Consider the following 23,585-nt stretch of genomic DNA (forward strand, 5'->3'; position numbering starts at 1 on the left):
TATGAACGTTTTTTCAGCTAATAGTGTGGGGTTCCGTACACCGTCTAAGCAAATTTTAGACGGTGTTTCTTTTGATATACAAAAAGGCTCATTTACAACATTGATTGGCCCCAACGGGGCAGGGAAGTCTACGTTATTAAAGTTGATGTTGGGGTTTCTAAAACCTTCCACTGGAACGTTAAATTGGCAGAGTTCACAGAGGCTGGGGTATATGCCTCAAAAACTGCAAATTGATACAAGCTTTCCCTTAAGCGTTGGGCGATTGTTTGATTTAAAACCTGGGGGTGTTGCCCCTGAAGATCGAGATCGCATCGAGCGGTTGACTCAAACATTGGAATTGCAGCATCGGCTTTTTTCTGAATTATCGGGGGGCGAGTTGCAGCGGGTTTTACTGACGTATGCGCTGCTTGGAAATCCCGATGTTGTTTTGTTGGATGAGCCGATGCAAGGGCTTGATATTGATTCAGAGGCGTTGTTTTTGAATATATTACATACGTTGAAATATCAGTATGGTAAGACTTTGTTTATGGTGTCTCATGATTTGCACATGGTCTTTAAACACAGTGATCATGTGATTTGCTTACAAAAACATGTGTGTTGCCAAGGAGCGCCATCCAGCATCAAAGATGATCCTGCTTATCATGTCTTATTTGGTCAACGTAAGGATAGTTTAATGGCGTTATATGCGCATCAACATGATCATACTCATGATCATATTCGCGATCATATCCATGGTGAGGGATGTAATCATGAGTGAGATTCTGCTGTATCCGTTATTATTAAGCATTCCATTGGCTGTATTGATTGGTCCTGTTGGATCTATTTTAGTATGGCGAAGATCCAGCTTTTTAGCGGATGTCGTATCGCACATGGGGATTTTAGCGTTTGCGATTTCGGAACTAACACAGGTGCCAATCTTGGTTGTATCCGTATGTGTTTCAACCTTGATTGCGGTAATGTTGGAGTGGGCACCATCGTTTATCCCTAAAGATGCGTGGTTGGCTGGAGTGTCTTCATTGGGTATATCCATTGGTTTGTTGCTGTTGAGCAGTAACGGATCTGGGCATAGTTTTGACCATGTATTTTGGGGGGATATGTTTGCATTAACGCAAAACGATATTATTGTGTTTGCCATTGCAACGGGCTTTTTGGGGATGCACTTGATTGTATTTTGGAAAAGCTTAGTCCTGATTATGTTTCATGAAGAGCTGGCTGTATTAGATGGAGTGCCAGTGCGATTTGTTAAGTTTGTAAATAACGTGATTGCAGGCATCGTGATCGCCTTAAGTTTAAAGGTGATGGGGGTGCTATTAACGGGAGCATTGTTTGTTTTACCGTCTATTGGATTACGATTTTTGAACCTTACACCAGAACGACATATCATCGGAGCGATGGTTTTTGTATTGGCATCCTTTGTGTTTGGCGTTATTGTGTCTGTTCAAACGGATGCGATTGCAGCACCCTGGGTTATTTTTGCCTTAACTGTCTTGAACTTTGCCGTCATTTTTTTAAAAAAGGGGATTGACAAAGGAGCCGAAAAATAATAGTTTAAGCCAGACAAACAGACGACTACCGGAAGGGTGGCCGAGTGGTTAAAGGCATCAGACTGTAAATCTGACGACGTATGTCTACACAGGTTCAAATCCTGTCCCTTCCACCACATACACTTTAGCGGGTGTAGTTCAATGGTAGAACTCCAGCCTTCCAAGCTGGTCGTGAGGGTTCGATTCCCTTCACCCGCTCCAATTTTAAATTCCCTTTTAAATAAAGGCAAACCCCAAGATATGGGTGGTTTTGCGTTATGGTATAAAAAAGCCCCCGAGTTGGGGGAATTATCTTTAATCTCATTGGGGCTATATTCCCCGTAGCATTGCTATGATTTTTGGGGTTTAATAGTGTCCTATTGTCCTTCGGAGTTTAGCCATTCTTGATAAGCTGTAACTTGAGCTTTTGTTGTTTCGATTTGTTCTGGTGTTAGACCGTTGCTTAACGTGCTGGTTAACGCCACATTTTTAGAGAATATAGCAAAGAATAGGGGGTAAATTTCCTCATCACTTGGATTGTAACGGTATTTTCCTGTAAGGGTTGTAGGCAATCTTTGATCCGTCAAATAAACGGCGACATCAGAGGCTCGATTGGAGGCAGCTCTGTGTAGTAAGGTTAAGCCCTGTTTGTCTGTTGCTGTAATCTTAAATCCGCGAGCTATGCTTTCTTCTAAAAAACGTTTAAAGAAGGGTAGTTCAGTGTAACTGGCGGCGGCATGGATCAGGCTTTCGTTCTTTGAGGTCTGTCCGCTAAAGTCAGCCCCATTCAGAAGAGCATCAAGCATTTCTTGTTCTGCATTGGGTAGAGCGTTGCTGGATAATACTGTATTTTCCAACATAAGAGTTGCTTGTGTATTATAGGTGGCTGATTTTGCTGTTGTTTCGGTTGTTAAATCAGCAGCAGCAAATGATGTTGATACCAAAATGCTGGTGGTTAGTAGTGAGAGTAATGTTTTTTTCATGAGAATTCCAATGTTTCTGTTGTACAGCGAAGATTATATGGCATCTAGTAAAAAGTCAATTGTTCGGCGCAAAAGTCTAAGCAAGGGCAAAAAATATTCGCTAGAGCTTTATGATAATTCTTGAATCCAAGTATATGTTGTGGTACAACATTCTTCGTCAGGCAATACGCCTGCCACGGCATAGGAGTGTAGCTCAATTGGTAGAGTATCGGTCTCCAAAACCGAGGGTTGTGGGTTCGATCCCCTCCGCTCCTGCCATTTATTTAACGTGCAATAAGAAAGTTTAGGCATGGCAAAAGTATCCGCAGTTCAGTTTATAAGACAGGTTCGTCAAGAAGTATCCAAAGTAACGTGGTCGACTCGTAAAGAGGTGATCGTTACAAGTATTATGGTATTTATTTTGGGGACTATTGCTGCAACATTTTTCTTTGGAGTGGATAGCGCGATATCATACATGTTGATGCGAATCTTTAAAGGATTGGGTGCATAACATGACAACGTCAGAAATTAAACTACGTTGGTATGTGATCGACGTTTATTCAGGATCTGAAAAGCGTGTGGCTCAGACGATTGAAGAAAAAGTTTTGAAAAAGGCTTTGGAAGCACAGATTGAAAAAGTCTTGGTTCCAACAGAAACTGTTACAGAGCTTCGCAAGGGTGTAAAGGTTAATAAAGAAAAAAGCTTTTTCCCCGGATATGTATTGGTCAAAATGGCTTTAACAGATGACACATGGGCGTTGATTCGTTCTGTTCCGCGAGTATCAAGATTGTTAGGCGGTAAAACCCGTCCAACACCGATTAGCGAAAAAGAAGTTGAACGTTTAATGGGTCAAATCGAAGACGGTGCGCGTCGTCCAAGATCGTCAACAGTATTTGAGATAGGTGAAGAGGTTCGCGTTAATGAGGGACCATTTGCTACGTTTTCAGGTATTGTGGAAGATATTGATGCAGAAAAAGAACGTTTGAAAGTTTCGGTATCTATATTTGGTCGTGCAACACCGGTTGAACTTGAATTTGCACAGGTAGATAAACTAGGGTAGAGACTTTGTGTGGGAGATACGCTAATTCGTCAACCACGCGCTCTTAAGTAAAACATAGGAAGAGTAGTATATTATGGCAAAAGAAGTACTAGGGTATATCAAGTTGCAGATACCTGCGGGTAAAGCAACTCCATCACCACCTGTTGGACCTGCACTAGGTCAACGTGGTTTGAACATTATGGAATTTTGTAAGGCGTTTAACGCAAGAACACAAGAAATGGAAGCTGGTGCGCCAATTCCAGTTGTGATTACTGCCTTTAAAGATAAGACATTTACATTTGTTACGAAGTTACCTCCAAACACGCACTTTTTGAAAAAGGCTGCAGGTTTGCAAAAGGGAAGTTTGACTCCTGGTCGTGAAGTTGCAGGCCAAGTAACGATTGCACAAATCCGCGAAATTGCTGAAAAGAAGATTAAAGATATGAATGCGAATGATATCGAGTCAGCAATGAATATGTTAAAAGGCTCAGCTCGTTCTATGGGCTTTGAGGTTGTGGAGTAATCAAATGGCACGTATTGGAAAAAATTTAAAGAAGGCTTATGAAGGCTTGAACATTGATGCAGTGTATGCATTGACAGATGCGGTAAAGAGCGTGAAAGAACGTTCATTTGCTAAATTTGATGAAACAGTTGAAATTGCACTGAACCTTAATTTGGATGTTCGTAAGGCAGATCAAGCATTGCGCGGTATGTTAACTTTACCTCATGGTAATGGAAAAATGACACGCGTATGTGTGTTTGCTAAGGGACCAAAGGCTGATGAAGCAAAAGCAGCTGGCGCTGAATTTGTGGGCGGTGAAGAGTTAATCGATGATATTACTAAAGGTAAGATCCAGTTTGAACGTTGCGTTGCAACGCCTGATATGATGGGTGTTGTTGGACGTTTAGGTAAGGTTTTGGGACCAAAGGGCTTAATGCCAAACCCAAAACTTGGAACTGTGACAATGAACGTTGGCGATGCTGTAAAAGCTGCCAAAAGCGGTCAAATTGAATACCGTGCTGATAAAGCAGGTATCATTCACTTGGGTATCGGCAAGGTTAGCTTTGATGCTGCTAAATTAGCAGACAATGCAAGCTTAGTTATTTCTACGTTAGCAAAGGTTCGTCCTGCTGGGGTAAAGGGATCTTTCGTTAAAAAGATTTCTGTGTGCTCTACAATGGGACCAAGTTTCAAACTTGATTTGTTGGCATTAAAAGAAATCACATGTTAATTAGAGTTTAATTGATCGAAGAAAAAAGGAGAGAGCAATCTCTCCTTTTTTTATGGGTTAGAAATTAATCCCATGTTATAAACCAAACACCATCTCCGAATGAGAGATTCATTTGGCATTCAGCACTAAACTTTTCATTCAAATTATTAACAATTTGTTTTTCGACATCCTCTTTGGATAAGTGTGTTTTAAACAGAGTATATTTTAAATATGCATCTTCACTGGATCGAAAAAGCTCGTCAGCATTTTCGTCTGTATCGCTTACTGTCCATAAGTCTTCCATTACATAATGAACTGAATTTATTAAATTTTGATTCATTAGGTTATCGATATAATTCCAAAACGTTAAGCCATCGTTATCTTCAAGAGAATAATTCGTTGCAGCGGCAAAATTTATTTTGTGACGTATAGGTAAGAAGAGTTCGTGAGGGATGTGTTGATCTGTAGAGACGTGATTTTTTTGGAAGTATTCGAATATTTCTTTTGTAATCATTATCTCTCCTTAATTGATTAATAATATGGGATAACTATATAGAAAGATTTATAAATCTAAAACTTTAAAAATAGAGGTTAAAAGTAATTGGATTTGCGTGTGAAATACCTTATAGTTTTTCTATAGCTGACTCCTTGTAATCTGGGTATGCGTCACTCGGTCGCTAATGTACATTTTAGTACATGTCTCGCCTCGTTCCTGTACCCAAATTAAATTAGTCTAGCTACAATTTAAAAAGTTAAACAAATACCCTCTTGATTCAGGAGGGTATAAAATGTTATATACTTTTAGTTCCTGTCCAAGACTGAGGGTGCGAAAGCTTAATGTCCTTCATAGACGGATGACTTTTCGGACAGGGGTTACTAACAAACAAACAATGGAGTATGATCCGTGGATCGTAACGAAAAGCAAGAGTTTGTATCGTCTTTGCGAAACAGCCTTGAAGGTAAAAAACTGGTTGTTGTAACTCAACAAGCAGGCTTAACTGTTGCGGAAGTAACAAGCCTTCGAGCTAAAATGCGTGAAGCTGGTGCGAACTATAAAGTGATTAAAAACACTTTGGCGCGGTTAGCTGTTCAGGATACTCCCATTGCTCCTTTAGGGGATCACTTCAAAGGTGCCGTGGCTTTGGCATTTTCGGATGACCCTATTGCTGCTGCAAAAATCGCAGTGGAATTTGCAAAGACCAATAAAAAAATTCAAATTGTAGCGGCTTGCCTTGATGGTAAGTTATTAGATGCTGCAAGTGTGGATGCATTGGCGAAGTTGCCGTCTTTGAACGAGCTTCGTGCAACGCTTATTGGGCTGTTACAAGCACCTTTGTCAAAGATCGCTCGTACGGTCATCGAACCAGCTGCTCAGTTGGCGCGTTTGGCTGCTGCATACAGCACAAAGGAATAATCGGGTATTTTAGAGTTAATCAATATAGTAATTTAATTGGAGTTAAAACATGTCTGAAAAGTTAACAAAGATCGTTGACGAATTATCAACATTAACAGTATTAGAAGCTGCTGATCTAGCAAAAATGTTAGAAGAGAAGTGGGGCGTTTCTGCTGCTGCTGCGGTTGCTGCTGCGGCACCAGTTGCTGCAGGTCCAGCTGCTGAAGAGAAAACTGAATTTGAAGTTATTCTTGAAAGCGGCGGAGACAAGAAAATTGAAGTAATTAAAGAAGTTCGCGCAATCACAAACTTAGGCTTGAAAGAAGCTAAAGATCTTGTTGATGGTGCGCCAAAATCAGTTAAAGCTGGTGTAAGCAAAGACGAAGCTAACAAGATTAAAGAAATCTTGGAAAAAGCTGGTGCGAAAGTAAAAATCGCCTAGTTTTATTGTTGTTGTTTTTTGAGTGGGGGGTCAGCTTGGCCCTCCACTTTATACGTTTCTATATCTTAGACTGCTAATTGAAAGAGAGGCTTTTATGTCACAGTCCTTAACCAGGATTAACCGCATTCGCAAAAGTTTTGGTCGTATTCCTGAAAAAGCAGCCTTGCCAGACTTGATCCAGCTGCAAATAAAATCGTATCACGAGTTCTTATCTTCAAGAACGTTAAACGGAAAAGATATTGGCAGTGGGTTAGATGAAGTTTTTAAGTCTATTTTCCCTATCCAAGACTATGCTGGGCGTGCTCAACTTGAATATATTAAATATAATTTAGGAACTCCTAAATATGACGTAGAAGAATGTTTACAAAGGGATTCTACATATGCAGCTCCTTTACGTACAACATTCCGATTAATTGTGTGGGATGTGGACAAAGATACTGGTTCCAAAACTGTACGTGATATAAAAGAACAAGAAGTATATATGGGCGATATGCCCTTAATGACCGATAAAGGTACATTTGTATTTAACGGAACTGAACGTGTGGTTGTATCACAAATGCACCGTTCACCAGGTGTGTTTTTTGATCATGATCATGGTAAAACACATGCGTCTGGTAAGTTCTTGTTTTCATGCCGTGTAATTCCATATCGTGGATCATGGTTGGATTTTGAGTTTGATCCTAAGGACATGTTGTATGTCAGGATTGACCGTCGTCGTAAGTTACTTGCAACGACATTCTTATTAGCCTTAGACAATGAGGCTACTGAAGCAAAACGCAATGAAAAGCGTGCTAGAGGTGAAGAGTTTAACTTAGAAGAAGCTGAAGGCTTTAGCAGAGAAGAATTATTAAACTTTTTTTATCAAACAAAATTATTTAAGCGTACAAAAGCCGATTGGAAAACTGCTTTCATTCCTGAAGAATGGAAGGGTGAGCGCTTAGTCGAAGATTTAATTAATGCTGAAACAAATGAAGTTGCTGTTGAGAAGGGGACTAAGATTACCCAACGTACAGCAAAGAAACTTCAAGAAGATGGCTTGACAGAGATTCGTGTTAGTGATGTTGATCTTTTGGGACGCTTTGTTTCCAAAGATATGACGTCTGACGATACTGGTGAAGTTATTGCGACAGCCGGTGATGAAATTACCGAAAAGATGTTGGATTTGTTTGGTCAAAACAAAATTAAAACAATTCCAACTTTGGCGATCGATAACAATAATATGGGGCCGTATCTGCGTAACACATTGATGTCAGATCGCAACATGAGCAAAGCTGATGCATTGCTGGATATTTATCGTGTATTACGCCCAGGTGAGCCACCAACTCTTGAAACTGCGGATGCTATTTTCCAAGGACTATTCTTTGAAGAAGAGAAGTATGACTTGTCTGCTGTGGGTCGTGTGAAGTTGAACGGTCGTTTAGATTTAGCATTGCCTGAAGATTTAAGAGTTTTAACACGTAAAGATGTTTTGTGCATCGTCAAGATGTTGTTAGACTTAAAAGATGGTCGTGGTGAAGTTGACGATATCGATAACTTGTCTAACCGTCGTGTGCGATCAGTGGGTGAGTTGTTGGCGAACCAATACCGTGGTGGATTGTTGCGTATTGAACGCGTGATCAAAGAACGTATGAGTTCTTTGGAAATTGAAAACATGATGCCAAACGATGTGATTAACGCAAAGCCTGCGGCTGCGTCTATTCGTGAATTCTTTGGATCGTCACAGTTATCACAATTTATGGATCAAACGAATCCATTGTCGGAAATCACGCACAAGCGTCGTTTATCAGCCTTAGGGCCTGGTGGGTTGACTCGTGATCGCGCTGGATTTGAAGTGCGCGACGTACATCCAACGCATTATGGTCGTATTTGTCCAATTGAAACACCTGAAGGTCCAAATATCGGATTGATCAACTCATTAGCGACATTTGCACGCATTAATGATTATGGGTTTATTGAGACTCCATACTTAAAAGTTGCGGATGGAATAGTCAGCAATGAAATCGTATACGTGTCCGCATTGCAAGAAGAAAAGCATACAATTGCTCAGGCAAGTTCTAAGCTTGACGCGGGTAATACGTTTGCTGATTCGTTTGTATTATGCCGTCGTAAGGGAGACTTTATTAATGCTCCGGCAGCAGAAGTTACCTTGATGGACGTATCTCCTAAGCAGATTGTGTCTGTGGCGGCTTCATTAATTCCATTCTTAGAAAATGACGATACCAGCCGTGCACTGATGGGATCAAACATGCAACGCCAAGCATTGCCGTTGTTAAAGTGTGAAGCCCCATTGATCGGTACGGGAATGGAGCAGATTGTTGCAATGGATTCTGGGGCTGTGGTTAAAGCTGCGCGTTCTGGAATTGTTGACCAAGTTGATGCGAAACGTATTGTGATTCGTGCAACAGAAGATACAGCTGCGTCTGTATCTAACGTTGATATTTATAATTTATCTAAATTCCAACGATCTAACCACAACACATGTATTAACCAAAAACCATTGGTTAAGGTGGGTGAGATTGTTGAAAAAGGTACAGTGATTGCCGATGGTCCAGCTACTGAATTGGGTGAATTGGCATTGGGACGTAACGTTCTGGTGACATTCATGTCGTGGCATGGATATACATTTGAGGACTCTATCATTATTTCTGAACGTATTTCTAGAGATGACGTTTATACATCGGTGCATATCGAAGAGTATGAAGTTGTTGCTCGTGATACAAAATTGGGTAATGAAGAAATTACACGTGATATTCCAAACGTTAGCGATGAAGCATTAAAGCATTTGGATGAGGCGGGTATTATTGCGATTGGTGCTGAAGTAAAACCAGGCGATATCTTGGTTGGCCGTGTGACACCTAAAGGTGAATCACCAGTGACACCAGAAGAAAAATTGTTGCGTGCAATTTTCGGAGAAAAAGCATCGGATGTTCGTGATTCTTCATTGAGAGTATCCCCAGGTGTTGCCGGTACAGTTGTTGACGTTCGCGTATTTTCACGTCGTGGTGTGGATAAAGACGAACGAGCAATGGCGATTGAACTTGCTGAAATTGAGCGCTTGAAAAACGATCGTGATGCTGAGCGTGATATTTTAGAACGTAACTTTTCAAGCCGTTTAAAAGACATGTTGATGGGCAAAAAGATCGTTAAAGGACCGAAAAGTGTTGAAGATCTTAAAAGAGGCGAGGTCGTAAATGACGCGCTTTTGGCGAGAATGACAAAAGGTTTATGGCGTCAATTGATTGTGGATGATGAAAGCGTTATGCACGATATTGAAGCGATAAAAGCTGCCCATGACGAGACTGTAACGTTATTGCAAAACCGTTTTGAAGAAAAAATTGAAAAGCTAAAGCAAGGTGATGAATTAGCGCCTGGCGTTTTGAAAATGGTAAAAGTTTTCTTGGCAGTTAAGCGTAAGTTACAACCTGGTGACAAGATGGCGGGTCGTCACGGAAACAAGGGTGTTGTATCTAAGGTTGTTCCTTTAGAAGACATGCCATTCCTTGAAGATGGTACACCTGTTGATATCATTTTGAACCCACTAGGTTTGCCGTCACGTATGAACGTTGGGCAGATCTTAGAAACTCACTTAGGTTGGGCGTCAATGGAATTAGGTAAGCAAATTGATGTTGCTGCACAAGCGTATCGTGAAAACCATAAGCATATTAAAGAGCTTCGTGAGTTGCTTACAAACGTGTATGAAAAAGATGAATACGTAGCAGCTATTGATAAGTTAAGCGATGAAGATGTAATTGAAATGGCGGCTAAGTTGAAAAAAGGTGTGCCAATGGCAACGCCAGTATTTGACGGAGCCAAGGAAGCTGATATTGATCGTATCTTGGAAAAAGCCAAATTGCCATTAACAGGGCAGGTTCGTTTGATGGACGGACGGACGGGTGACTACTTTGATCGTCCAGCAACTGTGGGTTGTTTGTACATGTTGAAACTGCACCACTTAGTTGATGATAAGATTCACGCACGTTCAATTGGACCGTACAGCTTAGTTACTCAACAGCCATTGGGTGGTAAGGCTCAATTTGGTGGACAACGTTTTGGAGAAATGGAAGTTTGGGCACTGCAAGCTTATGGTGCCGCACATACATTGCAAGAAATGTTGACGATTAAATCAGATGACGTTGCGGGACGTACAAAGGTATACGAATCCATTATCCGTGGGGACGATAACTTTGAATCTGGTATTCCAGAATCCTTTAACGTTTTGGTAAAAGAATTACAATCTTTGGGCTTGAATATGGAATTCGGTCGCGAAGAAGAGTTGAACAGTTAGGCTGATAGGGAATAACAACGATGAAAAGTTTACAGACGGTATTTATGAGACCTGAGGCAACAGACGATTTTGACTTTATTCGTATTGGTCTTGCAAGCCCTGAAAAAATTAGATCCTGGTCATATGGTGAAGTAAAGAAACCAGAAACCATTAACTATCGTACATTTAAACCAGAAAAAGATGGTTTGTTTTGTGCTCGTATTTTTGGACCGATTAAGGATTATGAATGTTTGTGTGGTAAATACAAGCGTATGAAATTCCGTGGCGTAATTTGTGAAAAGTGTGGTGTTGAAGTTACCCTTTCAAAAGTGCGTCGCGAACGCATGGGGCACATTGAGTTGTGCTCTCCCGTTGCGCATATTTGGTTTACAAAATCATTACCAAATAGATTGTCATTGTTATTGGATATGACAGCAAAAGATTTAGATCGCATTTTGTACTTTGAAAACTATGTGGTGATTGACCCAGGTTTAACAGACTTGAAAAAGAACCAACTGTTAAGTGAAGAAGAGTACTTTGATGCTCAAGACGAATATGGTGATGATGCGTTTACGGCAGGAATCGGTGCTGAAGCATTAAAGAAAATGTTAATGCGAATTGACATGATCGAGATGCGTGAGCAATCTCGTGTTGATTTGCACGAAGTGACGTCTGAAGTTAAACGCAAAAAGATTTTGAAAACATTGAAAGTGTTGGATGATTTCTTAGGATCAAGTTCACGTCCTGAATGGATGGTGTTGGATGTTGTTCCAGTAATTCCACCAGAGCTGCGTCCTTTGGTTCCATTGGATGGTGGTCGTTTTGCGACATCAGATTTGAACGATTTGTATCGTCGTGTAATCAACCGTAACAATCGTTTGAAACGTTTATTAGAATTGCGAGCGCCTGGAATTATCGTACGTAACGAAAAACGTATGTTGCAAGAATCTGTTGATGCGTTGTTTGATAATGGTCGTCGTGGTCGTGTGATTGCAGGTGCTAACAAGCGTCCATTGAAATCGATTTCTGATATGTTAAAAGGAAAGCAAGGTCGTTTCCGTCAAAACCTATTAGGAAAGCGTGTTGACTATTCTGGTCGTTCAGTTATTTGCGTTGGACCAAACTTGAAATTACACCAATGTGGCTTGCCTAAAAAAATGGCATTGGAATTGTTTAAGCCATTTGTTTATGCGCGGTTAGAAAAGTATGGTTTAGCGCCAACAATTAAGGCTGCAAAACGTATGGTTGAACGCGAACGTTTGGAAGTTTGGGATATCTTGGAAGAAGTAATTCGCGAACATCCCGTAATGTTGAACCGTGCACCAACACTTCACAGATTGGGTATTCAAGCGTTTGAACCAGTATTGATCGAAGGTAAAGCGATTCGTTTGCACCCGTTAGTATGTACAGCATTTAACGCTGACTTTGACGGAGATCAAATGGCGGTTCACGTTCCATTGTCCATTGAGGCTCAATTGGAAACACGCGTATTAATGATGTCAACGAACAACATTTTAAGCCCTGCAAGCGGTCGTCCGATTATCGTTCCATCAAAAGACGTTGTATTAGGTATTTATTACTTAAGCTTGCAACGTGATGGTGAAAAAGGTGAGGGAATGATTTTCTCATCCTTGGGTGAGATTGAATATGCATTGAATGAAGGTGTTGTATCAATGCACGCTAAAGTTCAAGCACTTGTTCCTTGGGTTGATGAAGAAGGTAATAAGATCACTAAGCGTTATGAAACAACGCCTGGTCGTATGATAGTTTGGAATATTATGCCAAAGCATCACTTGTTACCGTTTGCGATGATTAACAAGTCATTGACGTCAAAAGAGACAACAAACCTTGTGGATATCGTTTACCGTCATTGCGGTCAAAAAACAACAGCGATTTTTGCTGACAAGTTAATGGGCTTAGGGTTTGAATACGCTGGTAAATCAGGTATTTCCTTTGGTAAGGCAGACTTGGTTGTTCCTGCGGCTAAACAACGTTTAGTTGAAGCGACGCAAAAGAAAGTTTTGGAATATGAAACTTTGTATCTTGACGGGTTGATTACACGCGGTGAGAAACAAAACAAGGTGATCGACGCATGGTCAAAGTGTGTGGATCAAGTGACTGAAGAAATGATGAAGGGTATTTCTGCAATTGAACCCGGAAAACCTGTGAACTCAGTTTACATGATGGCACACTCTGGTGCCCGTGGTTCTGCAGCTCAGATGCGTCAGTTGGCGGGTATGCGTGGACTGATGGCTAAAACAACCGGTGAAATCATTGAAACGCCAATTATTTCAAACTTTAAAGAAGGTTTGAATGTCTTGGAATATTACACATCGACTCACGGGGCACGTAAGGGATTGTCGGATACAGCCTTAAAAACTGCGAACTCTGGATACTTGACGCGTCGTCTGGTTGACGTTGCACAAGACTGTGTCATTATTGAAGACGATTGTGGCACGACAGAGGGATTAACCGTTAAATCAGTGATTGATGGCGGTGATGTAATTGCATCTCTTGAAGACCGTATCTTGGGTCGTGTGACGGCAGAAGAGCTAGTGGATCCAATCTCAAATGAAGTGTTGATGTCTGCTGCACAATTGATCGATGAAGACTTGTTGGATCGCATTGCGAATTCTGGCGTTGACGCTGTTAAGATTCGTTCCGTATTAACGTGTGAATCTAAAGACGGTGTGTGTGCGAAATGTTACGGTCGCGACCTTGCCCGTGGAACCATGGTGAACGAAGGTGAAGCTGTGGGTGTGATTGCTGCTCAATCCATTGGAGAGCCTGGAACTCAGCTAACATTGCGTACGTTCCACGTCGGTGGTGCTGCTCAACGTAGTGCTGAACAATCTGCAGTTGAAGCACCGATCGAAGGTAAAGTTGCCTTTGATAACTCTCACTTTGTAACCAGAGATGATGGTGCCTTGATAGTATTGAACCGTTATACGGATGTATTGCTGTTAGATAATTTGAACCGTGAAAAATTGCGTCATAGATTACCTTATGGTGCGAAATTGAACGTTAAAGAAAATGACATGACGACGCGCGGTCAAGTTTTGGCTGAGTGGGATCCCTATACATTGCCAGTTCTAAGCGAACGAGCAGGTCAGGTTACTTTCTTGGATCTTGTGGATGGTGTGTCGGTTCGTGAAACATTAGATGAATCAACAGGTATTTCTAGTCGCGTAATTATGGATTGGAAACAGTCGTCTCGTGGTGCGAAATTAAAACCACGTGTTGTGATTGTTGACGAAAAAGGAAATCCAATTACTTTGGATAACGGTATGGAAGCGCGTTATTTCTTATCTGCAGATGCAGTTCTGAGCGTTCAAAACGGTCAGACAGTCGGTGCTGGAACAGTGTTAGCACGTATTCCTGTTGAAACGTCAAAGACTCGTGACATTACGGGAGGTTTGCCGAGAATCGAAGAATTGTTCGAAGCTCGTAAACCTAAAGACTGTGCGATTATCTGTGAAGTTAATGGTCAAGTAACGTTTGGAAAAGACTACAAAAACAAGCGTCGTATCATTATTACGCCTCAGGATGAAAGTCAACCCAGTGTTGAATACATGATTCCAAAAGGTAAGTACGTGATGGTTCAAGAAGGTGACTTTGTTCGTCGAGGAGACATCATTATGGACGGACATCGTGTTCCTCATGATATTTTGCAAGTATTGGGTGTTCCTGCATTGGCGGATTACTTGATCAATGAAATTCAAGAAGTGTACCGTTTGCAAGGTGTGAAGATCGATGATAAGCACATTGAGATGATCATTCGTCAAATGTTGCGTAAAGTTGAAATTACTCATTCAGGGGATACAGCATTCTCTGCAGGTGAAGTCATGGAAAAAGAAGACTATGAATTAGAAGTGGCTAAGGCTGAAGCTGAAGGGTTATCACCTCCTAAGGGAAGACCCGTATTGCTGGGTATTACAAAGGCATCGTTGCAAACGCGTTCATTTATCTCTGCTGCCTCTTTCCAAGAGACAACAAGGGTATTGACGGACGCATCGATTGCTGGTAAAGTCGACAGACTTAAAGGTTTAAAGGAAAACGTTATTGTTGGACGTCTGATTCCTGCAGGTACTGGAAGTATGACGCGTCAAATAAGACGTTTGGCCGCTGAAAAAGATCGTCAGTTGCTTGAGGCTCACAAGGCTTAAAGTGACATCTTAGATGTAGCTGGTTAAAGTTTGAGTAAGCCCCTTTTTCTTATGGAGAAGGGGCTGAAGTGTGCGGATTGAGCAATCAATCTGCCAAAAGTGAGCTGGGGGTAAAGCCCAGCAAATCGGATGCATAATCATTTATTGCATCTATATTTATTAATTAAAAAAGGATAGTGGAATGCCAACTATTAACCAATTAATTCGTAAACCACGTGAACCACGTGTGGTACGAAATACGGTTCCTGCTTTAAAAGCATGTCCCCAACGTCGTGGGGTTTGTACTCGTGTTACGACAACTACGCCAAAGAAGCCTAACTCGGCTTTGCGTAAAATTGCTCGTGTGCGTTTAACAAGTGGCTTTGAAGTAACTGCTTATATCCCAGGTGAGGGACATAACTTACAAGAACACTCTGTCGTGTTGATTCGCGGTGGACGTGTGAAAGACCTTCCCGGTGTGCGCTACCATATCGTTCGTGGTGCGTTAGATACACAAGGGGTTAAAGATCGTAAAAAGAGCCGTTCGAAATACGGTACAAAGCGTCCGAAATAGGAGGGAATATAAATGTCTCGTCGTCGCGCCGCTGAAAAGCGTGAAATTCTGCCCGATCCAAAGTTCGGGGATAAAATTGTTACAAAATTTGTTAACTGTCTTATGTATGACGGAAAAAAATCCGTTGCTGAAAGCATCGTTTATGATGCGTTGATGGGTGCTAACAAAAAACTAGGTCGTCCAGAAGTTGAGCTTTTTCATGAAGCTCTTTCTAATGTGAAGCCTGAGCTTGAAGTGCGTTCTCGCCGTGTAGGTGGGGCAACATATCAAGTTCCTGTTGAAGTTCGCCCGATTCGTGCATTGGCGTTAGCAATCCGCTGGTTGATTGATGCGGCTCGTAAACGTTCTGAAAATACAATGACTGAACGTTTGGCTAATGAGTTCATCGATGCATACCAAAAGCGTGGAACTGCCGTGAAGAAGCGTGAAGACACGCATAAGATGGCAGAAGCTAACCGTGCATTTGCACATTATCGCTGGTAGGTGAACAATGTCACGTAGTGTTCCTTATCAAAAGTACCGCAATATTGGGATTATGGCCCATATTGATGCGGGTAAAACAACAACAACAGAACGCATTCTGTATTACACGGGTAAGACATACAAGATTGGTGAAGTGCACGAAGGTGCAGCAACTATGGACTGGATGGAACAAGAGCAAGAGCGTGGTATTACAATCACGTCTGCTGCTACCACGTGTTTTTGGAATGATCACAACATCAACATTATCGATACGCCCGGACACGTTGACTTTACGATTGAAGTAGAACGTTCATTACGCGTATTGGATGGTGCTGTAACTGTGTTCGACAGCGTTGCGGGTGTTGAGCCTCAATCTGAAACAGTTTGGCGTCAAGCAGATAAGTACAGCGTTCCACGTATTTGTTTCGTAAACAAAATGGACCGCATGGGGGCAAACTTCTATCGCACTGTTGATATGATTATCGACCGTTTAGGAGCTGTTCCATTGGTGATTAATCTTCCAATTGGTAACGAGGCTGAATTTGCTGGGATCATTGATCTTGTGAAAATGAAAGCTGTTATCTGGGAAGGTGAAGACTTAGGAGCTAAATATTCCTATGTTGATATTCCTGCGAACATGCAAGAACAAGCTGCTGAATGGCGTGCAAAATTAGTTGAAACTGCGGTTGAACAAGATGATACAGCATTAGAAGCATATTTAGCGGGTGAAGAGCCTTCTGAAGAAGTTTTGAAAAAGTGTATTCGTAAGGGTACGGTTGCTTTCTCATTCGTTCCAATTTTGTGTGGATCAGCCTTTAAAAATAAGGGTGTTCAAACATTGTTGGATGCGGTTGTGGATTATCTTCCATCACCTGCAGATTTAGGCGAAGTTGAAGGTATTTTGCCTGATTCGGAAACTAAAGCTATTCGTAAGTTCGTTGACGAAGAACCATTTTCTGGTTTGGCGTTTAAGATTATGACTGACCCATTCGTGGGAAGCTTAACATTTACACGTGTATATTCAGGTGTGCTTGAAGCAGGTAGTTACGTCTTGAACTCTACTAAAGATAAGCGTGAACGTATTGGTCGTATGTTAAAGATGCATGCGAACAACCGTGAAGATATCAAAGAAGCTAGAGCTGGTGACATCGTTGCCCTGTGTGGATTAAAAGAAACCACAACAGGAGACACGTTATGCGATACAGTGAAGCCCATCATTCTTGAAAAGATGGAATTCCCAGAACCCGTTATCGAAGTTGCTGTTGAACCAAAAACAAAAGCAGACCAAGAAAAAATGGGTGTAGCTTTACATCGTTTGGCGACTGAAGATCCATCATTCCGCGTAAGCGTTGATCATGAATCTGGCCAAACAGTGATTAAAGGTATGGGTGAGCTTCACTTAGAAATCATCGTTGATCGCATGCGTCGCGAATATAAAGTAGATGCAAATGTGGGTCAACCACAAGTTGCGTATCGCGAAACAATCTCTAAGAGATTTGAAATTGACTACCAACACAAAAAGCAATCGGGTGGTGCGGGTCAATATGCGAAAATCAAATTGATTTTCGAACCGCAAGAACGAGGCATTGGCTTTACTTTTGAAAATAAAGTAGTTGGTGGAGCAATTCCAAAAGAGTATATTCCTGGTGTAGAAAAAGGTATACGGGATGCCATGGATAATGGTATTATCGCCGGGTTCCCAACTATTGACTTTAAAGCGTCACTAATAGATGGAGCTTACCACGATGTTGACTCTAGCGTTATGGCGTTCGAAATTGCCGGTCGCGCTGCTTTCCGTGAAGGAATCCGCAGTTGTGGACCTGTATTATTAGAACCCATGATGAAGGTCGAAGTGGTGACACCTGATGAATATATGGGAGACATTATTGGCGACCTGAACAGCCGTCGTGGTCAAGTTTCAGGAATGGAATCTAGAGGTAATGCTCGCGTTGTATCAGCGTTGGTTCCATTGGCGAATATGTTTGGTTACATTAACACCCTGCGTTCAATGAGTCAGGGGCGAGCGCAATATTCAATGACATTTGATCATTATGCGCCTGCACCACAGAACGTCGCGGATGAAGTTGCTGAAAAAATGGCTGGAAAGTAAGGAAAGGAAACTAACACATGGCTAAAGCAAAATTTGAGAGAAATAAACCTCATTGTAATATCGGAACTATCGGTCACGTTGACCATGGTAAAACATCACTTACAGCTGCTATTACAAAAGTATTAGCAGAAACTGGTGGTGCGGTATTTAAAGCGTATGATCAAATCGACGCGGCTCCAGAAGAAAGAGCACGTGGAATCACGATCAATACAGCACACGTTGAATACGAAACTGCAAACCGTCACTATGCACACGTTGACTGTCCTGGACACGCTGACTATGTTAAAAACATGATCACGGGTGCGGCACAGATGGACGGGGCGATCCTAGTTGTTAACGCAGCTGATGGACCCATGCCTCAAACACGTGAACACATTCTTTTGGCACGCCAAGTTGGTGTTCCAGCGATCGTTGTGTTCTTAAACAAGTGTGACGTTGCTGATGATCCAGATCTTCTAGAATTAGTTGAAATGGAAGTTCGCGATCTATTGAACAAATATGACTTCCCAGGTGATGATATTCCAATCATCCGTGGAAGCGCATTAAAAGCATTAGAAGGCGATCAAGGTGCATTAGGTAAAGAAGCTATTCACAAGTTAATGGATGCTGTGGATACTTACATTCCACAACCAGCTCGTGCTGTTGATCTTCCATTCTTGATGCCAATTGAAGATGTATTCTCCATTTCTGGTCGCGGTACTGTTATTACTGGTCGCGTTGAGCGCGGTGTAGTAAACGTTGGTGATGAAGTTGAAATCGTTGGATTGAAAGATACTCAAAAAACAACTGTTACAGGCGTTGAAATGTTCCGTAAGTTATTGGATCGTGGTGAAGCTGGAGATAACATTGGTGCGTTGGTTCGTGGTATTAAACGCGAAGAAATCGAACGTGGTCAAGTTTTAGCGAAACCAGGTTCAATTAAGCCACACACAAGCTTTAAAGGAGAGGTGTATATCTTGACTGAAGCTGAAGGTGGACGCCACAAGCCATTCTTTGATGGATATCGCCCACAATTTTACTTCCGTACAACGGACGTAACTGGTGTTGTAAAACTTCCAGAAGGTGTGAAGATGGTTATGCCGGGTGAAAACATTACGATCGATGTTGAGTTGATTAAACCAATTGCGATGGATGAAGGTTTACGTTTTGCGATCCGTGAAGGCGGTCGTACAATCGGATCTGGAGTTGTATCAAAGGTCGTTAAGTAATTAATTCATAAAAAAAGAGCTCTCTTTTACAGAGAGCTCTTGAACTTTTATTAAGTTGGATGTAGTATGGCACAAAATATTCGTATTCGTTTAAAGGCGTTTGACAGTGGGATTCTTGATCAATCTGCAGGCGAAATTGTAAGCACAGCAAAACGTACTGGTGCAAAGGTATGTGGACCCGTTCCATTACCAACACGTACAGAACGTTATACTGTTAACAGATCACCTCACGTGGACAAGAAATCACGCGAACAATTTGAAATTCGCACACACAAGCGTCTTTTGGATATTATTGACTGGTCGCCTCAAACTGTGGATGCTCTAATGAAATTAGATCTTCCATCAGGTGTTGAGGTAGAAATTAAATTATAAAGGAATTGGACTATGCGTACTGGTTTAATTGCGGAAAAAGTTGGCATGTCTCGTTTTTTCGACGAGAATGGCATGCACATCCCCGTAACACTCCTTAAGGTTGAGGGGTGCCAAGTGGTAACTGTTCGCACTGAAGAAAAGAACGGCTACTCAGCAATCCAATTGGGCGTTGGAAAAATTAACCCTAAAAATGTAAGTAAACCCCTTCGTGGGCACTTTGCAAAAGCTGGGGTTGAACCAAAGCGCAAATTGGCTGAGTTTCGTGTTTCTAAAGATGCGTTATTAAATATTGGTGATGAAATCACCGTCGATCATTTCATTAAAGGTCAACACGTTGACGTAACAGGCGTATCCGTAGGTAAAGGATTTGCCGGTGTTATGAAGCGTTGGAACTTTGGTGGTGGTCGTGCGTCTCACGGTAACTCGTTAGCTCACCGCGTTCCTGGTTCAACAGGTATGTGTCAAGATCCCGGTCGTGTTATTCCTGGAAAGAAAATGCCAGGACAGATGGGAAATAAACAACGTACTGTGATGAGTTTGGAAATCGTTGGAACTGATGTCGAAAAGGGATTGATTCTAGTAAAAGGAGCTCTTCCTGGTGCACAAGGTACATTTGTATTAGTGCGTGACGCAGTTAAGAAAAAACTTCCAACAGATTTGCCTTTCCCAGCTGCAATTCGCAAAGCGGATAGCGCTGTTTCAAACGCAAATTCTGAACAAGCTGAATAGGGTAGGGTATAACGATGAAAACTCAAGTTTTAAGTCTTGATAACAAGAAAACTGGTGATCTCGCGTTAGACTCATCAGTATTTGGCGTAGAGGTTCGTCGCGACATTTTAGCACGCGTTGTCTATTGGCAACTTGCAAAGCGTCGTCAAGGAACACACTCTACACGTACAGTAAGTATGATTAGCGGTACAACACGTAAGCCATTCCGTCAAAAAGGTACGGGTAATGCGCGTCAAGGTTCTTTAAGAAGCGTTCAGTTCCGTAAGGGTGCTGTGGCTCATGGACCTCATCCAAGAAGCCATGCACATGATCTTCCAAAGAAAGTGCGTGCATTAGGATTGCGTTGTGCGTTGTCTCAGAAAGCGGCTGAAAATAAATTAATCATTGTGGATTCATTCGATATGTCTTCACATAAGACAAAAGAATTGAAAGCAAAGCTTGGTGCATTTGGTTTTGAATCAGCGTTATTTATTGGTGCGGATCAAGTGAATGAAAACTTCTTCCGTGCGATTCAAAACATTCCAAAAATGGATGTTTTACCATCTATGGGTGCAAATGTTTATGACATTTTGCGCCGCGATACTTTGGTAATTACACAGGAAGCTGTAAAGAAATTAGAGGAGCGATTAAAGAAATGATGAATCACGGAAGTCGTAAAGTTCATGTGATTAGCAAAGAACGCCAATACAGCGTTATTCGCGCACCTCACATTACTGAAAAAGCAACCGCTTGTGCGGAGAAAAATTGTGTAGTTTTCAAGGTTGCAGTTGATGCTTCAAAGCATGAACTAAAGCAAGCGATTGAAAATATTTTCGGTGTAAAGGTTAAAAAAAACACAACACAACGATCCTTAAAGGAAAAGTAAAACGTTTCCGCGGTCGTATTGGAAAACAATCAGATCTGAAAAAGGCCTACGTGCGTTTAGCCGAGGGTCAATCTATAGATCTTAGTGCAGGAATGATAAAATGAGTTTAAAGTTTTTTAAACCAGTCACTCCAGGGCGTCGTCAACTAGTACTAGTTGACAAGTCAAGCCTTTGGAAGGGAGATCCCGAAAAGTCATTGACAGAGGGTCTTCGTAAGCAAGGTGGTCGTAACAACACTGGGCGAATTACAGTTCGTCACCAGGGTGGTGGTCACAAACGCCGTTACCGTATGATCGACTTTAAGCGTCGTACAGCAGGTGTAGCAACAGTTGAGCGTTTGGAATACGATCCAAACCGTACAAGCTTTATCGCGTTGATTCGCTATCAAGATGCTTCGTTGTCATACATTATTGCTCCACAACGTTTAAAAGTTGGTGATAAGGTTGAATCTGGCGTTACTGCGGACATTAAGCCTGGAAATGCATTGCCATTGCGCAATATTCCAATTGGTACATTGGTTCATAACGTTGAATTAAAAATTGGTAAAGGCGGTCAGATTGCTCGTGCAGCGGGTGCCTTTGTTCAATTAGTTGGACGTGATGGTGATATGGCTCAGTTGAAATTAAAGTCGGGTGAGCTTCGTGTTGTACACTCTGAGTGTTATGCAACGATTGGTGCAGTATCTAACCAAGATCACAAGAACGAAAATTCAGGTAAAGCTGGTCGTTCTCGTTGGAAAGGTATTCGCCCAACAGTTCGCGGTATCGCGATGAACCCAGTAGATCACCCACACGGTGGTCGTACAAATGGTGGTATGAACTGGAAAACACCATGGGGTATTGGTACAAAAGGTAATCGTACACGTAGTAACAAGCTTACTCAAAAGTACATTATTCGTCGTCGTAGTAAGTAAAGGGGTAAAATATGGCTCGTTCAGTTTGGAAAGGTCCTTTTGTCGACGGTTATCTGCTTAAAAAAGCAGATGGCGTTCGTACGTCTGGACGTAAAGAGATTATTAAAACTTGGTCACGCCGTTCAACGATTTTGCCTCAATTTGTAGGTCTTACGTTCGGCGTCCATAATGGTAAAAAGTTCATTCCTGTGATTGTGTCTGAAAACATGATTGGTCACAAGTTTGGTGAGTTTTCACCAACGCGTACCTTCTGGGGGCATGGTGCAGATAAAAAAGCAAAGAAAGGGTAATCAGTTATGAGTAAACCAAAAACTCAACGTGTATTACCGGCTAATACTGCAAAAGCTGAAGTTGGTCTGTTAACGACAACTCCACGTAAGTTAAACTTACTGGCTCAGTTGGTTCGTGGCATGCACGTAAGTGATGCGTTGAATACATTAGCGTTTTCTAAAAAACGTGCAGCACAAGAAGTTCGCAAGTTGATTTCATCTGCGATTTCAAATGCTGAAAATAACCATGGGTTAGACGTAGATTCATTAGTTGTTGCTGAAGCCTTTGTTGGTAAAGCGATGATGTTAAAGCGTATGATGCCAAGGGCTCGTGGCCGTGGCGCACGCATTTTAAAGCGTTACAGCCGTATGACTGTAATTGTTCGTGAAGTAGAGGTGGCATAATGGGTCAAAAGGTCAATCCAATCGGGTTAAGACTTGGAATTAACCGCACGTGGGATTCACGTTGGTATTCTGACAAAAAAGAATATGGTGCTTTGTTATTAGAAGATGCGATGATTCGCAAATTCGTATTTAAAAATTTAAAGCAGGCATCTGTTTCACAAGTGATTATTGAACGTCCAGCAAAAAAGTGCCGCATTTCAATTCACACTGCACGTCCTGGTGTAATCATCGGTAAAAAAGGTGCTGATATTGAAAAGCTACGTTCACAACTTGCTGCGTTAACTCGCAGTGAAGATGTGATGTTGAACATTATCGAGGTTCGTAAGCCAGAGCTTGATGCTCGTCTTGCAGCAGAGAACGTTGCTCAACAGTTAGAGCGTCGTGTATCTTTCCGTCGTGCAGTAAAGCGCGTGATGCAATCAGCACTTCGTATGGGTGCTAAAGGTATTCGTGTGAACTGTTCTGGTCGTTTAGGCGGCGCGGAAATCGCGCGTATGGAATGGTATCGTGATGGTCGTGTGCCATTGCATACATTGCGTGCGGATGTTGATTATGGCTTAGCAGAAGCACATACAACATATGGGGTGATCGGGGTAAAGGTATTTTTGTACCGCGGCGATAAGAATGATTTAAGTGATGCGAACATCGTAACAAATGAAAATCGTTCTCGCGAACCTCGTTCAAGCAAGTAAAGGTTG

At 41.8% G+C, this 23,585-nt stretch carries 23 protein-coding genes, 3 tRNA genes and 1 pseudogene; 25 read left to right on the forward strand and 2 right to left on the reverse strand.

The window, feature by feature from the left end; translation table 11 throughout:
* Position 1 precedes the first annotated feature (1 nt).
* The 4 genes from CPBP_RS00285 (at position 2) to CPBP_RS00300 (ending at position 1,745) form a co-directional block, all read left to right on the forward strand.
* Complete coding sequence (locus CPBP_RS00285) at positions 2–757, forward strand: metal ABC transporter ATP-binding protein (protein ID WP_350332063.1); 756 nt, start codon at positions 2–4, stop codon at positions 755–757.
* The gene (locus tag CPBP_RS00290; protein ID WP_350332064.1) at positions 750–1,544 is read left to right on the forward strand and encodes a metal ABC transporter permease; all 795 of its coding nucleotides are present in this window, start codon (positions 750–752) and stop codon (positions 1,542–1,544) included. The genes CPBP_RS00285 and CPBP_RS00290 overlap by 8 nt, the downstream gene beginning before the upstream one ends.
* A gap of 30 nt (positions 1,545–1,574) precedes the next feature.
* Positions 1,575–1,660: transfer RNA gene (locus CPBP_RS00295), tRNA-Tyr, on the forward strand.
* A gap of 11 nt (positions 1,661–1,671) precedes the next feature.
* Positions 1,672–1,745 (forward strand) — tRNA-Gly (locus tag CPBP_RS00300).
* 155 nt (positions 1,746–1,900) lie between these two features.
* Here the strand turns inward: CPBP_RS00300 and CPBP_RS00305 are convergent.
* Positions 1,901–2,506 (reverse strand): ankyrin repeat domain-containing protein, encoded by a 606-nt coding sequence (locus tag CPBP_RS00305; RefSeq protein WP_350332065.1) that lies wholly within the window; start codon positions 2,504–2,506, stop codon positions 1,901–1,903.
* A gap of 182 nt (positions 2,507–2,688) precedes the next feature.
* On the opposite strand from CPBP_RS00305, the gene CPBP_RS00310 reads away from it, so the two are divergent.
* The 5 genes from CPBP_RS00310 to rplA all read left to right on the forward strand — a co-directional run bounded on the left by CPBP_RS00310 (position 2,689) and on the right by rplA (position 4,757).
* Positions 2,689–2,764, forward strand: a tRNA-Trp gene (locus CPBP_RS00310).
* Between the two features lie 31 nt (positions 2,765–2,795).
* Positions 2,796–2,996 (forward strand): preprotein translocase subunit SecE, encoded by a 201-nt coding sequence (secE, locus tag CPBP_RS00315; protein WP_350332066.1) that lies wholly within the window; start codon positions 2,796–2,798, stop codon positions 2,994–2,996.
* A 1-nt stretch (position 2,997) separates the two neighbouring features.
* Positions 2,998–3,546: a transcription termination/antitermination protein NusG gene (gene nusG / locus CPBP_RS00320; protein WP_350332067.1), complete on the forward strand. Its 549-nt coding sequence runs from the start codon at positions 2,998–3,000 to the stop codon at positions 3,544–3,546.
* 73 nt (positions 3,547–3,619) lie between these two features.
* Positions 3,620–4,048 (forward strand): 50S ribosomal protein L11, encoded by a 429-nt coding sequence (gene rplK / locus CPBP_RS00325; RefSeq protein ID WP_350332068.1) that lies wholly within the window; start codon positions 3,620–3,622, stop codon positions 4,046–4,048.
* A 4-nt stretch (positions 4,049–4,052) separates the two neighbouring features.
* Positions 4,053–4,757 (forward strand): 50S ribosomal protein L1, encoded by a 705-nt coding sequence (rplA, locus tag CPBP_RS00330; RefSeq protein ID WP_350332069.1) that lies wholly within the window; start codon positions 4,053–4,055, stop codon positions 4,755–4,757.
* Positions 4,758–4,821: 64 nt separating this feature from the next.
* Here the strand turns inward: rplA and CPBP_RS00335 are convergent, their stop codons facing one another.
* Positions 4,822–5,250, reverse strand: a complete 429-nt coding sequence (locus tag CPBP_RS00335; protein ID WP_350332070.1) for a hypothetical protein — start codon at positions 5,248–5,250, stop codon at positions 4,822–4,824.
* Between the two features lie 390 nt (positions 5,251–5,640).
* Between CPBP_RS00335 and rplJ the strand changes: the two genes are divergently transcribed.
* From rplJ to rpsC, 16 genes and pseudogenes are all read left to right on the forward strand, one after another.
* Positions 5,641–6,150, forward strand: coding sequence for a 50S ribosomal protein L10 (rplJ, locus tag CPBP_RS00340; RefSeq protein ID WP_350332071.1), 510 nt, complete (start codon positions 5,641–5,643; stop codon positions 6,148–6,150).
* Positions 6,151–6,199: 49 nt separating this feature from the next.
* A complete protein-coding gene (gene rplL / locus CPBP_RS00345) occupies positions 6,200–6,571 on the forward strand; it encodes a 50S ribosomal protein L7/L12 (RefSeq protein ID WP_350332072.1) in 372 nt (123 codons plus the stop codon).
* A 94-nt stretch (positions 6,572–6,665) separates the two neighbouring features.
* The gene (gene rpoB, locus CPBP_RS00350) at positions 6,666–10,856 is read left to right on the forward strand and encodes a DNA-directed RNA polymerase subunit beta (protein WP_350332073.1); all 4,191 of its coding nucleotides are present in this window, start codon (positions 6,666–6,668) and stop codon (positions 10,854–10,856) included.
* 20 nt (positions 10,857–10,876) lie between these two features.
* Positions 10,877–15,001 (forward strand): DNA-directed RNA polymerase subunit beta', encoded by a 4,125-nt coding sequence (rpoC, locus tag CPBP_RS00355; protein ID WP_350332074.1) that lies wholly within the window; start codon positions 10,877–10,879, stop codon positions 14,999–15,001.
* A gap of 181 nt (positions 15,002–15,182) precedes the next feature.
* Complete coding sequence (gene rpsL / locus CPBP_RS00360) at positions 15,183–15,554, forward strand: 30S ribosomal protein S12 (RefSeq protein ID WP_350332075.1); 372 nt, start codon at positions 15,183–15,185, stop codon at positions 15,552–15,554.
* A gap of 12 nt (positions 15,555–15,566) precedes the next feature.
* Positions 15,567–16,037, forward strand: coding sequence for a 30S ribosomal protein S7 (gene rpsG / locus CPBP_RS00365; RefSeq protein WP_350332076.1), 471 nt, complete (start codon positions 15,567–15,569; stop codon positions 16,035–16,037).
* A gap of 7 nt (positions 16,038–16,044) precedes the next feature.
* Complete coding sequence (fusA, locus tag CPBP_RS00370) at positions 16,045–18,126, forward strand: elongation factor G (protein ID WP_350332077.1); 2,082 nt, start codon at positions 16,045–16,047, stop codon at positions 18,124–18,126.
* Positions 18,127–18,143: 17 nt separating this feature from the next.
* Positions 18,144–19,334 (forward strand): elongation factor Tu, encoded by a 1,191-nt coding sequence (tuf, locus tag CPBP_RS00375; RefSeq protein ID WP_350332078.1) that lies wholly within the window; start codon positions 18,144–18,146, stop codon positions 19,332–19,334.
* 66 nt (positions 19,335–19,400) lie between these two features.
* On the forward strand, positions 19,401–19,706 hold the full coding sequence (gene rpsJ, locus CPBP_RS00380) for a 30S ribosomal protein S10 (protein WP_350332079.1): 306 nt from the start codon (positions 19,401–19,403) through the stop codon (positions 19,704–19,706).
* Positions 19,707–19,718: 12 nt separating this feature from the next.
* Positions 19,719–20,435 carry a 50S ribosomal protein L3 gene (rplC, locus tag CPBP_RS00385; protein ID WP_350332080.1) on the forward strand — a complete coding sequence of 239 codons (717 nt, stop codon included), beginning with the start codon at positions 19,719–19,721 and terminating at the stop codon, positions 20,433–20,435.
* Between the two features lie 14 nt (positions 20,436–20,449).
* A complete protein-coding gene (gene rplD, locus CPBP_RS00390) occupies positions 20,450–21,073 on the forward strand; it encodes a 50S ribosomal protein L4 (RefSeq protein WP_350332081.1) in 624 nt (207 codons plus the stop codon).
* Positions 21,073–21,404: pseudogene (locus CPBP_RS00395) on the forward strand (50S ribosomal protein L23). Before rplD ends, CPBP_RS00395 begins: the two are co-directional and overlap by 1 nt.
* A complete protein-coding gene (gene rplB / locus CPBP_RS00400; RefSeq protein ID WP_350332082.1) occupies positions 21,401–22,213 on the forward strand; it encodes a 50S ribosomal protein L2 in 813 nt (270 codons plus the stop codon). Before CPBP_RS00395 ends, rplB begins: the two are co-directional and overlap by 4 nt.
* A gap of 11 nt (positions 22,214–22,224) precedes the next feature.
* Positions 22,225–22,503, forward strand: a complete 279-nt coding sequence (gene rpsS / locus CPBP_RS00405) for a 30S ribosomal protein S19 (protein ID WP_350332083.1) — start codon at positions 22,225–22,227, stop codon at positions 22,501–22,503.
* Positions 22,504–22,509: 6 nt separating this feature from the next.
* Complete coding sequence (rplV, locus tag CPBP_RS00410; protein ID WP_350332084.1) at positions 22,510–22,887, forward strand: 50S ribosomal protein L22; 378 nt, start codon at positions 22,510–22,512, stop codon at positions 22,885–22,887.
* Entirely contained in the window at positions 22,887–23,579 is a 693-nt protein-coding gene (rpsC, locus tag CPBP_RS00415) for a 30S ribosomal protein S3 (RefSeq protein WP_350332085.1), read from the forward strand. The genes rplV and rpsC overlap by 1 nt, the downstream gene beginning before the upstream one ends.
* The last annotated feature ends 6 nt before the right edge of the window (positions 23,580–23,585 follow it).

Origin of the sequence: Candidatus Bodocaedibacter vickermanii, from assembly GCF_014896945.1 — a bacterium.
Lineage (GTDB): Bacteria > Pseudomonadota > Alphaproteobacteria > UBA6184 > UBA6184 > Bodonicaedibacter > Bodonicaedibacter vickermanii.